The sequence below is a fragment of the Bradyrhizobium zhengyangense genome (assembly GCF_022012435.1).
Lineage (GTDB): Bacteria > Pseudomonadota > Alphaproteobacteria > Rhizobiales > Xanthobacteraceae > Bradyrhizobium > Bradyrhizobium zhengyangense.
Map to the genome: position 1 here is coordinate 405,769 of NZ_JAKLUA010000007.1, position 14,111 is coordinate 419,879.

The following is a 14,111-nucleotide window of genomic DNA, read 5'->3' on the forward strand; positions in this document are numbered from 1 at the left end:
GCGAGATCGTACAAGAAAAGAGGAGACGTCGCATGCAGGTGACCGGCAAAGTCGTGGTCGTCACGGGCGGCGCCAATGGCATCGGCAAGGCGCTGTGCGAAGCCTTTCACAAGGCGGGGGCCGCCAAGGTTGTCGTTGCGGACATGGATGCCGCCAACGCGCGGGCCGTCGCCGCCACGGTGGACGGCGCGGCGTTCAGATGCGACGTCGCGCAGGAAAAGGAGGTCGCGCACGTCATCGAGGAGACCGAGCGGCAGTTTGGCCCTATTGGTCTCTTTTGCTCGAACGCCGGCATCGGTGGCGGCTTCGATCCGATGTCGCTGAATGCCGGCGGCGCCTCCGACGAGCCGTGGCAACGCAGCTGGGCGATCCACGTCATGGCGCATGTCTATGCGGCGCGGCATCTGATCCCCCGCATGAAGGCACGCGGCGGCGGCTATTTCCTCAACACCATCTCGGCCGCGGGCCTGCTGTCGCAGGTCGGCAGCCCAGCCTATTCTACCACCAAGCATGCCGCAGTGGGCTTTGCCGAGAACCTCGCGATCTCGCACAAGGCGCACAATATCAAGGTCTCGATCCTCTGCCCGCAGGGTGTCGACACCAACATGCTGCGCTCGATCCCGAAGGGCCCGCAATCCGGCGACGGCGACCTCACGCCCGAGCAGGTGGCGAAGGATGTGCTCGCCGGTCTCGAGCAGGAGACCTTCCTGATCCTGCCGCACCCCCAGGTGCTCGGCTACATGCGCAAGAAGACCGAGAACTACGACCGCTGGATCGGCGGCATGGCCAAGATCCAGGCCAAGATGCGGGAAGAGTTCGGGAAGTAATCTTCTGTAGCCCGGATTGCGCTTCGCTCCATCCGGGCTACGCGCTCCCCTAATGCTTCTGCCCGTACAGCACCGGCACCGCCGAATCCACGACCACCTCCACCAGGCTCGTGCCCTCAAACGCCATGCCGCGCTTCAGCGCCTCGCCGAGCTCCGCCGCCTTGCTCACGCGCACCGCATGGCAGCCCATGCCTTCGGCGAGACGGACGAAGTCGATCCCTGGCAGCTCCAGCCCCGGCACGTTGCGCACCTGCATCACCTGGCTGAACGAGCGCATCGCGCCGTAACCGGAATTATTGATGACGACGATGGTCAGCGGCAGCTTGCGCTGAGCGGCGGTCCACAGCGCCTGGATCGAGTACATCGCCGAGCCGTCGCCGATCAGGCACACGGTGCGCTGCTTCGGCTTGCCCAGTGCCATGCCGACTGCAGCGGGGAGAGAGTAGCCGAGGCCGCCGCTCGACATCGTGTAAAAACTATCCTGGCCGCGCATCGGCAGGAATTTCTGCATCGCGGGCCGATGTGAGGGCACTTCCTCGACCAGTGACGCGCCATCCGGCATCGCCTGCGACAGCGAGTGCAGCAGGAACTCGACCGGCAGCGGATCGGCGGCCTGCGGCGCCGGCGGCAGTGTGCGGCCTCTTGGCGCGGCGCGTTTGCTCTCGGGCAGCAGGTCGAGCAGCGCGCTCAGCGCTGGCTTCATCGTCGCGATGATGCTGGTGCCTGAAGGCGTCACCGCGGCTGCATCCGCATCATCCGTGATCTGGAAGATGGTGGCGCCGCCATCGAAGATCGCGGCATGGCCCTCGACATGGAAGGTGAAGACAGGCGCGCCGATCACGACGACCAGGTCGTGCTCGCGCAGCGCGTCGGACAGCTGCGCGGGCGAAGCGTGCAGGAAGCCGGCAAATTGCGGATGGCGCTCGGGGAACGAGCAGCGCGCCGAGAACGGGCTGACCCAGACGCTCGCCTTCGCCTTCTCGGCGACGCGCACCATCAAATCGACCGCGCCGGCGCGGTCGACGCCGGGGCCGACGACGAGGGCAGGGTGCTTTGCCGAACCGAGTGCGGCGACCAGCGCCTTCATCGCCTCGGGCTCAGGGCCGATCTCGCGGCTGACCTTGCGCGCATCGACCGGCGCGGTCGCGTGCGTCCAGTCGTCGATCGGGATCGACACGAAGGTCGGCCCGCAGGGCGGCTGCATCGCGGTGTAATAGGCCCGCGCGATTGCGGCGGGCACGTCTTCGGGCCGCGCCGGCTCGACGCTGTATTTCACATAGGGCCGCGGAAACTCCGAGGCGCGCTCGGCATAGAGGAACGCCTGCAGCGGCAGGATCGAGCGCGCCTGCTGGCCCGCGGTGATGACCAGCGGCGTCTGGTTGCGATGCGCGGTGTAGATGTTGCCGAGCGCGTTGCCGACGCCGGCGGCCGAATGCAGATTGACGAAGCCCGCATTGCGCGTCGCCTGCGCATAACCGTCGGCCATGCCGACGGCGGAGGCTTCCTGCAGTGCCAGAACATAGTCGATGTCGTCAGGCCAGTCGGAAAGGAACGGCAGCTCGGTCGAGCCAGGGTTGCCGAACACGCGTCTGATGCCGAAGGCGCGCAGCAGGTCGAGCGTCGCCTGCTTGACGGTGACGGACTTGCTGCCGGTCTTGCCGTTCTTGGACATTGGTTTCCGTCCCTATCAACTCTTCGGGGTGAACATCTAACAGATCACCACACCGCCGTCCCCTTCATCGTCGGCTGCCCCTCCGCATTCGCGGTCCACAGCTCCATGCCGTCGGCCGTCTCGTTGGCGTTGACGGAGAACTCCGTGCCCTCGAACAACGGCTGCACCCCGCGATAGGTGAACTTCTTCGGCGCCTTGCCGCTGCGAAGTTTCGCCGCCATCTCGATGATGAGCGCCGCCTGCAACGGGCCGTGGAAGATCAGGCCCGGATAGCCCTCCACTTTGGTGACATAGTCACGGTCGTAATGAATGCGGTGGCCGTTGAAGGTCAGCGCCGAGTAGCGAAACAGCAGCACGGGATCGGACACATGTGTCTCGCGGTGCTGCGCCTTCGGCGGCGGAGGCGGAGATTTCGCGGCTGCGGGCGCGCTGCTCGTCACCTCGCGATAGACGATGTCCTGCCGCTCGCGGATGGCGATGCCGCGCGGCGAGGAGACGCTATGTTCGACCGAGACGAAGCACAGTGTGCCGGTCGAACCCGTCTTCACCTGCACGTCGGCAATGCGCGAGGTCCGGGTCGATTCGTCGCCGACGCGCAGCGGCTGCAGGAATTCGATCTCGCCGCCGGCCCACATCCGGCGCGGCAGCGGCACCGGCGGCAGGAAGCCGCCGCGGGTCGGATGGCCGTCGGGCCCGAGCATCGACATCGGAAATACCGGCTGAGCCAGGCACCAATGCACCGTGAACGGCGCGGCATCGCCCGCCTTGGGTGCACCGACGTCCTGGAACAGCGTCGCGCGCAGGCCCATGACGAGCTGCGCAGTGACGATGTCGCTGGCCTCGGTGCTGCGGCCGATCCATTGCCTGAGGTGATCGATGTCGAGCTTCTCGGTCATGATGCCTCGCTCTTGTTACGTCTTGGGCTTTTCGCCGATGGCGGGCACGGCGCCGTAGGTGCGCGTCTCGCCGACGATGATCGGCGCCGGCGCGGGATAGCTGACGCGGCCGTTCGGCGTATCCACCTCGATGCGGCGTAGATGCGGATGGTTGGTGAGGTCGGCCATCGTGTTGACCTCGGCGAAGGCGATGTCGGCATCGGACAGCCGCTTCAAGAGCTCATCGCGCGTCATCCTGCCGAAGATATCTGCCACCGTCTGGTCGGTGAAGTCGCGGTTGCGCACGCGCTCCACCATGTTGGCGACGCGGGGGTCCTTGGGCAGATCCGGCCGGTCCAGCACCTCGGCGCAGAGCGTCTTCCATTCGCGCTCGCTCTGGATCGAGATCAGGATATCCTTGCCGTCTTTCGACGTGAACACGCCGTAGGGCGCGATCGAGGGATGGCGCAGCCCCATGCGCTTCGGCGGATTGCCGGCCTCGGCGTTGAGCAGCGGCACGGTGCACCAGTCGGCCATCACGTCGAACATGGAGATGCGGATGTCACAGCCCTTGCCGGTGCGCCCGCGCGCGATCAGCGCTTCCAAAATCGCCGCATGCGCAGTCGCGCCGGTCGCGACGTCGACGATCGACATGCCGACGCGCGAAGCGCCGTCAGGATTGCCGGTGATCGAGGCCAGCCCGCTCTCGGCCTGGATCAGCAAATCATAGGCCTTGCGGTGCGCGTAGGGGCCCTCGTCGCCATAACCGGTAATCGTGCAGGAGATCAGCCTGGGATAATCCTTCAGCAGGCGCTCGCGCGAAAAACCGAGCTTGTCCATCGAGCCGGGCTTGAGGTTCTGCACCAGCACGTCAGCGCTCGCGATCAGCTTTTCCAACTCGGCGCGCCCCTCCTTGGTGGCGAGGTCGACCACGGCCGATTGCTTGCCGCGATTGAGCCAGACGAAATAGCTGCTCTGGCCCTTCGCCGCCGCGTCATAGCCGCGGGCGAAATCGCCTTCCGGCCGCTCGATCTTGATGACCTCCGCCCCGGCATCCGCCAGCCGCGACGAGCAGAACGGCGCCGCCACGGCCTGCTCAACCGCAATCACCCTTATCCCGTCAAGAGCTCCCATGGTGCGACCTCAGTACGAGCGGGGCATGCCGAGCACATGCTCGGCGATGAAGGACAGCACGAGATTGGTCGAGATCGGCGCGACCTGATAGAGCCGCGTCTCGCGGAATTTGCGCTCGACGTCGTATTCCTCGGCAAAGCCAAAACCGCCATGGGTCTGGATGCAGGCATTCGCCGCTTCCCATGACGCATCGGCTGCCAGCATCTTGGCCATGTTGGCCTCCGCGCCGCAATCGAGCCCGGCCTCGTACTTGCGCGTCGCTTCCTTCACCATCAGCTCGGCCGCACGCATCGAGGCATAGGCCTTGGCGATGGGAAACTGGATGCCCTGGTTCTGGCCTATGGGACGGCCGAACACCGCGCGCTCCTTGGCGTAATTCGTCGCCTTGGCGATGAACCACTTCGCATCGCCGATGCATTCGGCCGCGATCAAGATGCGCTCGGCGTTCATGCCGGAGAGGATGTAGCGGAAGCCCTTGCCTTCCTCGCCGATCAGATTCTCCGCCGGCACCTTCATGTCGGTAAAGAACACTTCGGTCGTGGCGTGGTTCATCATGGTGCGGATCGGGCGGATCTCGAGCCCATTGTTCTTGGCCTCGCGCATGTCGACGATGAACACGGAGAGCCCGTCGGTGCGCTTCTTGACCTGCTCCTTCGGCGTGGTGCGCGCCAGCAGCACCATCAAATCGGAATGCTCGGCGCGGCTGGTCCAGATCTTCTGGCCGTTGACGATGTAGCTGTCGTTGCCTTCCTTGCGCGCGAAAGTCTTCAGCGAGGACGTATCAGTGCCGCTGGTCGGCTCGGTGACGCCGAACGCCTGCAGGCGCAACTCGCCGCTGGCGATCTTCGGCAGATATTTGGCCTTCTGTTCGGCATTGCCGTGCCGCAGCACCGTGCCCATCGTGTACATCTGCGCATGGCAGCCGCCGCCGTTGCAGCCCGCGCGCTGGATCTCCTCCAGGATCGCCGCCGCCGCGGACAGCTTCAGACCCGCGCCACCATATTCCTCCGGGATCAGCACCGAGAGATAGCCGGCCTCCGTCAGCGCGTCGACGAAGGCCTTGGGATAGGCCATCTCGCGATCCAGCTTGCGCCAGTATTCGCCGGGAAACTGCGCGCACAGCTTTGCGACGGCATCGCGGATATCGGCGTAATCTTCGCTGTGGTGTTGTTCGCTCATGGCGTTTCCTGTTTGGTGCGGCAGTCAAGATAACGCCGGCCGATCCTCTGGCGTTGTGAAAACATCGCCAGCCCCCTATGCTCATTTGCTATAGCGTATGGAGTAGCCTTCCAGGATTGGCAAGTATGGATTTCCGGCAGCTCAGGACCTTCAGTTGCGTGGCGGAGCTCGGCAGCCTGAGCAAGGCCTCCGACACGCTGCGTGTGGCGCAGCCTGCGCTCTCCCGGCAGATCAAGCTGCTGGAGCACGAGCTGCGCACGGAACTGTTCACCCGCAACGGTCGCGGCATGGTGCTGACGGAAGCGGGTCGGCTGCTGCTGGCGCGCACCTCCGGCATCGTCCGGCAGATCGACCAGATCCGCGATGACATCCAGTCGGCCAAGGGGCCGCCGTCCGGACAGGTCGTGCTCGGCCTGGTTCCGACCGTGAGCTGCGTGCTGTCGGCGCGCTTTGCGCGGCGCTGCGTCGAAAAATTTCCCGGCATCTCGCTGCGCATCGTCGAGAGCTACAGCGGCCATATCGTCGAATGGCTGCATCGCGGCGAGATGGATCTCGCCATCCTCTACGGCCGTTCCGCCGATCTGCATCTCAATGTGCAGAGCCTGGGGCGCGACAACATCGTCGCGGTCGGCCCGCGCGGCTGCGGCCTCGCGCGCAAGAAGAGCGTCGATATCGGCTGGCTGCTGCGGCAGCGGCTGGTGCTCCCAAGTCATTCCCACGGCCTCCGCGCGCTGATCGAGCACGCCGCCGCCCAGCGCAAAATCAAGCTCAACGTCCAGCTCGAGGCGGATTCGTTCCGCGTGCTGACGAGCCTCGTCGAGGAAGGGCTCGGCTTTGCGCTGCTGCCGCCATCGTCGGTCCACGCCGAGGTCGCCGACGGCAGGCTGGAAACGGCAATGGTGTCCAAGCCGATGACGCGCGAGCTCATTTTCGCTTCTCCGATCGACCGCCCGGCCTCGACGGCCTCGCTCGCCGTGACTGCACTGCTGCGCGAGGAAGTCGCCGCCTGCCGCAAGGAAGGCGTGTGGGATATCAAGCTGAGTTAGATGTGCTGGTGTCGTAGACCAGCCGGGCGCTGCGTTGTCTTCGCATCTGGCGCGACCTGTCATGCCGAAATTTTATAGCTGGGGGCTCCGCACTCCGCTGTCATTGCCCGCGAAAGCGGGCAATCCAGTATTCCAGAGACGGCGCGGCGAGAGCCGAGAAGCCGCGGCCTACTGGATGCCCCGCTTTCGCGGAGCATGACGGCGGAGATTGAGGATGCGGATTGCCTTAACGGCGAAGCTCCGGAGGATCGAGCTCAGCCCGGAATCCTCACCGGCAGCGTCTCGTATCCCTTGATGAAGCTGGAATAGATCCGTTTCGGTTCGCCGACCACCTCGATCCGGTCGAACCGCTTCAGCATCTCTTCCCAGACGATGCGCAGCTGCAGCTCGGCGAGCCGCATGCCGACGCAGCGGTGAATGCCGAAGCCGAAGGAGAGGTGCGTGCGCGGCCGGGCGCGGTCGATGATGAAGTCGTTCGGCCGCTCGATCATCTCCTCGTCGCGGTTGCCCGAGACGTACCACATCACGACGCGGTCGCCCTTCTTGATGTGCTTGCCGTTGATCTCGGTATCCTGGAGCGCGGTGCGGCGCATATGCGCCAGCGGCGTCTGCCAGCGGATCACCTCGGGCACCATGGTGTCGATCAGGCCAGGGTTGGCGCGCAGCTTGTCGTATTGTTCAGGGTTTTCATTCAGCGCCAGGACCGAGCCGGTCATGGTGTTGCGCGTGGTGTCGTTGCCGCCGACGATGAGCAGGATGATGTTGCCCATCAGATTGTCGGGGTCCATGAAGCGCGTGGCGTCGTTATGAGCCATCAGCGACAGCAAGTCGTTGCGCGGCGCGGAGTTGACGCGCTCGTTCCACAGCTTCGACATGTAGGCGTAGCATTCGTCCATCTCGCGGCGGCGCTCTTCGGCCGAAGCGACGATGCCGCTCTTGGGCAGCGCGGTCGAGACGTCGGACCAGCGCGTCAGTTTGCGCCGCTCCTCCCAGGGGAAGTCGAACAGCGTTGCCAGCATCTGCGTCGTCAGCTCGATCGAGACGCGCTCGACGAAATTGAAGGTCTCGTTGCGCGGCAGATTGTCCAGCACGGTCTGCGAGCGCTGTCGGATCAGTTTTGCGAGCTCGTCAAGATGCGTCGGCGTGAACATCGGCGACACGGTCTTGCGCTGCGACGAGTGTTTGGGCTGGTCCATCGCAATGAAGCTCGGCCAGTCGTAGCCCTCAGGCACGTCGCGGATCGAGATGCCGCCGAGCGTCGAGTCCGACGAGAAGATGCCGTGGTTGGTGTCGACATGCATGATGTCGTTGTATTTCACCACCGACCAATACGGCTCGATCGGCGCATTGGTGCAGTAATGCACCGGCTCCTCCTTGCGCAACCGCTCGAACCACGGCCACAGCGTGTCGTCCTGGAACAGCCTGGGCGCGCCCGGATGAAAATTCTTCAGCGGCGTTGCATAGGCTTCCTCGCGCGCGCGCCGCATGCGTTCGGCCTTGTCGGCCTTGACCGGGGTCTGAATGTTCATGGGCAGTCGCTCCAGTAGGTTCGTTCACGCCGTCGCAGTGGCGCGTCGTCGCAAGTGCCAATGTTATACACTATAATTCGGAGGTCACGCCGCAATCTTGACCGGCAACGTTTCCAAACCCTTCACGAAGCTCGAATACACCCGCTTCGGCTCGCCGACCACGTCGATGTGGTCGAAACGCTTCAGGATCTCCTCCCAGATAATCTTCAGCTGGAGTTCGGCAAGTCGCAATCCAACGCAACGGTGGATGCCGAAGCCGAAGGAGAGATGCGTACGCGGGCGGGCGCGGTCAATGATGAAGTCGTAGGGCTTCTCGATCGCCTCTTCGTCGCGGTTGCCCGAGACGTACCACATCACGACCTTGTCACCTTTCTTGATCTGCTTGCCGCGGAACTCGAAATCGGACAGCGCGGTGCGGCGCATATGCGCCAGCGGCGTCTGCCAGCGGATCACCTCGGGCACGAAGCTGTCGAGCAGATCAGGGTTTTCGCGCAGCTTGCGATATTGGTCCGGATACTGGCTCAGCGCGTAAATCGAGCCCGACATGGTGTTCCGCGTGGTGTCGTTGCCGCCGACGATCAAAAGGATGAGATTGCCGAGAAAGTTCTTGGCATCCATGTCGCGCGTCGCCGCGCCGTGAACCATCATCGAGAGCAGGTCGCTCTTCGGCGGCTGCTCGGCGCGTTCCTTCCAGAGGCGCGAGAAATAGGCCGCGCATTCGCCAAGCTCGGCCATCCGTTCCTCGTCGGTGGCGACGAGTCCATCGGGGCCGGGAATGGTGGTGGCGATGTCAGACCAGCGCGTCAGCTTGCGGCGGTCCTCCCAGGGGAAGTCGAACAGCACCGCGAGCATCTGGGTGGTCAGCTCGATCGAGACCTGGTCGACCCAGTCGAACACCTCGCCCACCGGCAGATTGTCCAGGCACTCGGCCGAGCGCTTGCGGATGTTGAGCGCGAGATTGTCCAGATGCGTCGGCGTGAACATCGGCGCCACGGTCTTGCGCTGCGCGGCATGACGCGGCGGGTCCATGGAGATGAAGCTCTCGCGGCGCAGATCGGGATCGACGTCGCGGATGGTGATGCCGCCGAGCGAGGATGCCGAAGAGAACACCGAATGATTGGTCTCGATCTCCATGATGTCGTTGTAGCGCGTCACCGACCAATACGGCCCGAACATCGAGTCCTTGCAATAGTGCACGGGATCTTCGCGCCGCAGCCGGTCGAAATACGGCCAGAACGTATCGGTCCGGAACAGCTCGGGGTCACCGGGGTCGAACTGCGCCAGCGGAAGCGATGACGCGCGCTCGCGCAATGCGTCGAGATTTGCCGCGCTTTCCATGGTCCCATGCATGACCGTTCTCCCTGACATGACCGCTCGATTTTTGTGAATTCTGCGTCGCGGTATTTGAGCTACAATTACAACGCGTTACGTGCTTGGGAGCAAGCGGCAGTTTTGTCGCAACAGAGGTGTCATCACGAACGTGACCTGCCGCACGCCGTTCGTCATGAAATCCTGTCAGAAATCGCTCCAAACCGAGGCAAATCGAACCCGCTCATGTTGGGGATCGACTAACCTCTGATCTATAGTTTGAGAGAAAACGATCCGCATCCCGAGGTTGTTGCCGTGAACGATATGCAATGGACCCCCATGGGCCCCTCTGAACCGGTCCCGCCGCCGTTGCCGCCCACGCGGGTCGATTTCACCGGCAATCGGACCGAGTTCCGCAAGATGGTCACCAAGGGTGCCATGCTGGAGCTCGTCACCTTCGGCTTCTATCGGTTCTGGCTCGTCACTGACATCCGCCGCCATCTGTGGTCGAACACGTCCATCGACGGCGACGCCGCCGAATACACCGGCCGCGGCAAAGAACTCTTGATCGGCTTCCTGTTCGCGCTCGCGATACTGGTGCCGATCTATCTCGCCTATTTCCTCGTCGGCATCGAATTCGAGCGCTGGCAGGGCTTTGCCTCGACGCCGCTGTTCATCTCCTTTTATGCCTTCGGCCAGTTCGCGATCTTTCGCGCCCGTCGGTATCGTTTGACGCGCACGGTCTGGCGCGGCGTACGCTTCTGGATGGACGGCTCCGGCTGGGCCTATTCCTTCCGCGCGATGCTGTGGGGTCTCCTGGTGTTCCTGACGCTCGGCCTGGCGCTGCCATGGCGCGAGGCCTCGCTCGAGCGCTACAAGATGCAGCACACGCATTTCGGCGATCTGCAGGGCGACTTCGAAGGCAACGGATGGGAGTTCTTCAAGCGCGGCTGGTGGCTGTGGTTGCTCAGCCCGATCGCGGTATTGATCTTCCCGCTTGCGCCGTTCCTCTATGCCGAGTTCAAGGCGCGCGAATGGCGCTGGTGGCTGAACGGCATCCGCGTCGGCGGCGTCGGCCTGTCCTCGGACCTGCCGCATAATGCTTTTTACGGCCTCTACTGGAAGATGGTCGGCTGGTGGCTGCTGCTCTCGACCCTGTTCGGCTTCTATCTTGGCGGTGCCACCATGCTCGCCGTCAAGCTGAGCGGTGTGCCGGCCGAGCAGCTGTTCGGGCCGGGCCATGCGGCCAAGAGCATTCCGATGCTGGTGATGATGGTGATCGGTTACTTCGCGCTGGCCCTCGCCATGAACATCATCATGCGCGTCTATCTCCAGCGCGATCTCTGGGCCATGGTGCTGGAGACCGTCGCGGTGCATGATATCGGAGCTGCAGCCGACGTCCGCGCCAGCGGCGAGCTCGCCAGCGCGCTCGGCGAAGGGTTTGCCGATGGTCTCGATGTCGCAGGATTTTGAACCGTGAGTGATGTGACTGCCGAGCCCGGCGCCGAACCGAAGCCCGGACAGACGGCGATCTTCTTCGACGGCCTGTCGAGCCGCCGTCGGCAAGTCACGCTGACTCTGGGAAATGCGCTTGAGATCGCTGAGCTCAGCGACGTCCAGGCGAGCTCGGCCGTTACGCATTGGGCGTATGACGACATCCGTCGCGCCGACAGTCCGGCCGGCATCCTGCGCCTGACCTCGACGTCTGCGCCGGCGCTGGCGCGGCTCGAGATTCGCGATGCCGCTTTCGGCGCTGGTCTGATCGCACGCTGTCCTCGCATCGACGAGCACCAGACCACCGGTCGCGGTGTCGCAAAGATCGTGGGCTGGTCGGTCGCGGCCGCCGTCTCCATCGTCTGCGTCGTGCTGTTCGGCGTGCCGCTGGCCGCGGACCGCCTCGCGCCGCTGGTGCCGAAGCCGATCGAGCGGCGCATCGGCGATGCGTCCGAGGTGCAGGTGAAAACGATCTTCCGCGGTCAGGCTTGCGATGACACGGCCGGTCAGGCGGCGTTCCGCAAGCTCGTCAACAGCCTGCGCGACGCCGCCGGCCTCGACGACGATTCCATGACGGCAGGCGTGCTGCGAACCTCAGTGCCGAATGCGTTTGCGCTGCCGGGCGGCAAGGTCTATGTGCTCAGTGCCTTGCTCGACAAGGCCGAAAATCCCGACGAGCTTGCCGGCATCCTTGCCCACGAGCTTGGGCATCTGAAGCATCACGACAACATGCGCGGCCTGATCTACAACGGCGGCACCTCGTTCCTGATCGGTCTGTTGTTCGGCGACGTCACCGGCTCCTCCGCCGTGATCTTCGCCTCGCGCAGCGTGGTCGAAGCCTCCTATTCGCGCGAGGCCGAGACGGGCGCCGATACGTTCGCGATCGAGATCATGCACAAGCTCGGCCGCTCGCCGAAGCCCGCGGCCGAGTTGATGTTCCGCATCACCGGCAAGGAGGGCGGCTCGGGCTTGTCGACAATCCTGGCGAGCCATCCGCTCACCGAGGACCGCCTCGCGCGCATGACCAGGGAGGACCGCCCCGCCAGCGGCCCGCCGCTGCTGACCGACAAGGAATGGCAGGCGCTGAAGGGCATCTGCGGCAGCGGGAGGATCTAGTTCGCGACTATCGCGTCCCGTAGGCGCGGTCGCCGGCATCGCCGAGGCCCGGCAGGATAAAGCCGTTCTCGTCGAGGCCTTCATCCACTGCCGCCGTCCAGATGTGCACGTCGGGATGCAAGCCGCGCAGGCGCTCGAGGCCTTCGGGTGCTGCGATCAGGCAGGCGAGGCGAATGTCCTTGGCGCCGCGCTCCTTCAGCCGGTCGACTGCGGCCACGGCCGTGTTGGCGGTGGCGACGACAGGCGTCACCACGATGGCGAGGCGCTCGCTGAGATCCGACGGCGATTTGAAGAAATACTCGACTGCGGCAAAGCTCTCGGGTTCGCGATAGAGCCCGATATGGGCGACGCGCGCGGTCGGCACCAGGTCCATCATGCCGTCGACGAAGGTGGTGCCGGCGCGCAGCATCGGCACGAACACCAGCTTCTTGCCGGCGATCTTGGCCGAGTGCATCGTCGCCAGCGGCGTCTCGATCATGGTGTCGGTGAGCGGCAAGTCGCGCGTCACCTCGTAGCAGAGCAGCATGCCGATCTCCTTGATCAGCTCGCGGAACGACTTTGTCGAGATCGATTTGTCCCGCACCAGGGTCAGCTTGTGCTGCACCAGCGGATGATCGACGATCGTGACGCCTTCCATGATCGGATGCTCCTGAAATTCATCAAGTCAGTTCGGCAGGGCAACTATGGTGGTTTAAAACACAGTGCCGTCGCTGATCACCTTGAGCGGCGGGGAGCCATCGGGACGGCGCGCAAAGGCGATGGCCCGGCCGGCGGCCCAGGTGCCGCCTTCCAGGATGCTGGCGAGCGGCAGCGACTGCGGCGTGCGGCCGAGCTTGGCGCGAACGAGATCTGCAGCGCGGTCGAGCAGCGCGACGGTGAGCGCGCGCCACTCGACGACGAGCAGCGAATCCACCGCATGTGGACGCTCGGCGTCCGCGGTATTGCGCAGGCGCAGCACCCCGTGATCGACGAACAGGCCGCCATTGCGATATTCGGCAAGGCCGGTGAGGCCATCGATATCGGTGACATCGAAGCCTGCGCGCTGTAGCGGCTCGATCAGCGAATAGCTCAGCCATTGCGACAGCTTGTGCAGCGGCACGAGGCCGGCGGTCGCATCGTCGGCCCTGATCGCCGGATGTCGCCAGCAATCGCCGAGCGGGACGCCGGCGAGTTCGAGCCGCGACGGCCAGATCGGTCCAAGCTGGTTCAGCACCGCGGACAGGATCGCAGGCGCGGGGATGGTGCCATCCACAGCCCGCGCGGCGATGTGGTCGAACAACCCGCCCGGCCGCGGCGTGTCGTGCATGCCAAAAATCTCGGCGCGTGCGGCCACCAGCCGGCCCAGACGTTGCAGCAGGTCGGTGCGTCCCTCCAGGCCGAGCAGCGGATTGGCATCGCTTGCCTGGAAGGCCGACGTCAGTGCCGGGAGCGGTAGCTTTGCCAGGACATCGGCATCGACCCTGAACGGCGCGCGCGCATCGCGCGAAAACAGCCCGCCCGCAAACATGTCGAGGCTTGCGAGTGCCAGCCCCTCGGAGCGACCGATACCTTGTCCCGTCACCGCATCACGGTATCGCCACGTTGCGCCAGCGCCGGCATCGAGCAGCACGCTGACGATGGCAAGGTCGAACTCCGCGCGCGCCCGCGCGGCGCGATCAGGCCACACGGCTGCGTCGGCCAATTGCGCCCAGCGGTCGACACCGCCGAACACAAAATGCCGCCAGCGCGCGTGGAAGGGAATGTCGAGCGTCGGGTAGGTCTTTCGCGTCACCGCCAGCACGGCCTCCGCAACGCCATCCATCCGATCGAGGTCGACGGTGAAATGCCTGAGCCCGCCCCGCAGGCCAATGTCGAGCATTTGGACGGCACGCGCGCGAACCGCCTTTGCGGACAGCAAGGCGCGTGCTTCTTGTTCTGAGGCCTCCGCCATC

At 64.7% G+C, this 14,111-nt stretch carries 12 protein-coding genes; 4 read left to right on the top strand and 8 right to left on the bottom strand.

The window, feature by feature from the left end:
• Nucleotides 1–32 precede the first annotated feature (32 nt).
• Complete coding sequence (locus tag L6637_RS23545) at nucleotides 33–827, top strand: SDR family oxidoreductase (protein WP_237866021.1); 795 nt, start codon at nucleotides 33–35, stop codon at nucleotides 825–827.
• A gap of 49 nt (nucleotides 828–876) precedes the next feature.
• On the opposite strand, the gene mdlC is transcribed toward L6637_RS23545, so the two are convergent.
• The 4 genes from mdlC to L6637_RS23565 are packed head-to-tail and all read right to left on the bottom strand — an operon-like array spanning nucleotide 877 to nucleotide 5,687.
• Nucleotides 877–2,499, bottom strand: a complete 1,623-nt coding sequence (gene mdlC, locus L6637_RS23550) for a benzoylformate decarboxylase (RefSeq protein WP_237866022.1) — start codon at nucleotides 2,497–2,499, stop codon at nucleotides 877–879.
• A 44-nt stretch (nucleotides 2,500–2,543) separates the two neighbouring features.
• A complete protein-coding gene (locus L6637_RS23555) occupies nucleotides 2,544–3,395 on the bottom strand; it encodes an HTD2 family dehydratase (RefSeq protein WP_237866023.1) in 852 nt (283 codons plus the stop codon).
• A 15-nt stretch (nucleotides 3,396–3,410) separates the two neighbouring features.
• Complete coding sequence (locus tag L6637_RS23560; protein WP_237866024.1) at nucleotides 3,411–4,508, bottom strand: CaiB/BaiF CoA transferase family protein; 1,098 nt, start codon at nucleotides 4,506–4,508, stop codon at nucleotides 3,411–3,413.
• A 9-nt stretch (nucleotides 4,509–4,517) separates the two neighbouring features.
• Nucleotides 4,518–5,687 (bottom strand): acyl-CoA dehydrogenase family protein, encoded by a 1,170-nt coding sequence (locus tag L6637_RS23565; RefSeq protein ID WP_237866025.1) that lies wholly within the window; start codon nucleotides 5,685–5,687, stop codon nucleotides 4,518–4,520.
• Nucleotides 5,688–5,812: 125 nt separating this feature from the next.
• Between L6637_RS23565 and L6637_RS23570 the strand changes: the two genes are divergently transcribed.
• Nucleotides 5,813–6,733, top strand: coding sequence for a LysR substrate-binding domain-containing protein (locus L6637_RS23570; RefSeq protein ID WP_237866026.1), 921 nt, complete (start codon nucleotides 5,813–5,815; stop codon nucleotides 6,731–6,733).
• 254 nt (nucleotides 6,734–6,987) lie between these two features.
• On the opposite strand, the gene L6637_RS23575 is transcribed toward L6637_RS23570, so the two are convergent.
• Nucleotides 6,988–8,262 carry a cytochrome P450 gene (locus tag L6637_RS23575; RefSeq protein ID WP_237866027.1) on the bottom strand — a complete coding sequence of 425 codons (1,275 nt, stop codon included), beginning with the start codon at nucleotides 8,260–8,262 and terminating at the stop codon, nucleotides 6,988–6,990.
• 84 nt (nucleotides 8,263–8,346) lie between these two features.
• The gene (locus tag L6637_RS23580) at nucleotides 8,347–9,612 is read right to left on the bottom strand and encodes a cytochrome P450 (protein WP_237866028.1); all 1,266 of its coding nucleotides are present in this window, start codon (nucleotides 9,610–9,612) and stop codon (nucleotides 8,347–8,349) included.
• 282 nt (nucleotides 9,613–9,894) lie between these two features.
• Between L6637_RS23580 and L6637_RS23585 the strand changes: the two genes are divergently transcribed.
• Together L6637_RS23585 and L6637_RS23590 are read left to right on the top strand one after the other, a co-directional pair.
• Entirely contained in the window at nucleotides 9,895–11,043 is a 1,149-nt protein-coding gene (locus L6637_RS23585) for a YjgN family protein (protein ID WP_249798472.1), read from the top strand.
• 3 nt (nucleotides 11,044–11,046) lie between these two features.
• On the top strand, nucleotides 11,047–12,180 hold the full coding sequence (locus L6637_RS23590; protein WP_377803104.1) for a M48 family metallopeptidase: 1,134 nt from the start codon (nucleotides 11,047–11,049) through the stop codon (nucleotides 12,178–12,180).
• A 7-nt stretch (nucleotides 12,181–12,187) separates the two neighbouring features.
• Here the strand turns inward: L6637_RS23590 and upp are convergent, their stop codons facing one another.
• Together upp and L6637_RS23600 are read right to left on the bottom strand one after the other, a co-directional pair.
• Nucleotides 12,188–12,817 carry a uracil phosphoribosyltransferase gene (gene upp, locus L6637_RS23595; protein WP_237866030.1) on the bottom strand — a complete coding sequence of 210 codons (630 nt, stop codon included), beginning with the start codon at nucleotides 12,815–12,817 and terminating at the stop codon, nucleotides 12,188–12,190.
• A gap of 54 nt (nucleotides 12,818–12,871) precedes the next feature.
• Nucleotides 12,872–14,110 carry a URC4/urg3 family protein gene (locus L6637_RS23600; RefSeq protein WP_237872143.1) on the bottom strand — a complete coding sequence of 413 codons (1,239 nt, stop codon included), beginning with the start codon at nucleotides 14,108–14,110 and terminating at the stop codon, nucleotides 12,872–12,874.
• Between the last annotated feature and the right edge of the window lies 1 nt (nucleotide 14,111).

Excerpts from the sequence above, each read along its gene's own strand:
- L6637_RS23545 (WP_237866021.1), top strand. The coding sequence starts at position 33 with ATGCAGGTGACCGGCAAAGTCGTGGTCGTCACGGGCGGCGCCAATGGC.
- mdlC (WP_237866022.1), bottom strand. The coding sequence starts at position 2,499 with ATGTCCAAGAACGGCAAGACCGGCAGCAAGTCCGTCACCGTCAAGCAG.
- L6637_RS23555 (WP_237866023.1), bottom strand. The coding sequence starts at position 3,395 with ATGACCGAGAAGCTCGACATCGATCACCTCAGGCAATGGATCGGCCGC.
- L6637_RS23560 (WP_237866024.1), bottom strand. The coding sequence starts at position 4,508 with ATGGGAGCTCTTGACGGGATAAGGGTGATTGCGGTTGAGCAGGCCGTG.
- L6637_RS23565 (WP_237866025.1), bottom strand. The coding sequence starts at position 5,687 with ATGAGCGAACAACACCACAGCGAAGATTACGCCGATATCCGCGATGCC.
- L6637_RS23570 (WP_237866026.1), top strand. The coding sequence starts at position 5,813 with ATGGATTTCCGGCAGCTCAGGACCTTCAGTTGCGTGGCGGAGCTCGGC.
- L6637_RS23575 (WP_237866027.1), bottom strand. The coding sequence starts at position 8,262 with ATGAACATTCAGACCCCGGTCAAGGCCGACAAGGCCGAACGCATGCGG.
- L6637_RS23580 (WP_237866028.1), bottom strand. The coding sequence starts at position 9,612 with ATGCATGGGACCATGGAAAGCGCGGCAAATCTCGACGCATTGCGCGAG.
- L6637_RS23585 (WP_249798472.1), top strand. The coding sequence starts at position 9,895 with ATGCAATGGACCCCCATGGGCCCCTCTGAACCGGTCCCGCCGCCGTTG.
- upp (WP_237866030.1), bottom strand. The coding sequence starts at position 12,817 with ATGGAAGGCGTCACGATCGTCGATCATCCGCTGGTGCAGCACAAGCTG.
- L6637_RS23600 (WP_237872143.1), bottom strand. The coding sequence starts at position 14,110 with ATGGCGGAGGCCTCAGAACAAGAAGCACGCGCCTTGCTGTCCGCAAAG.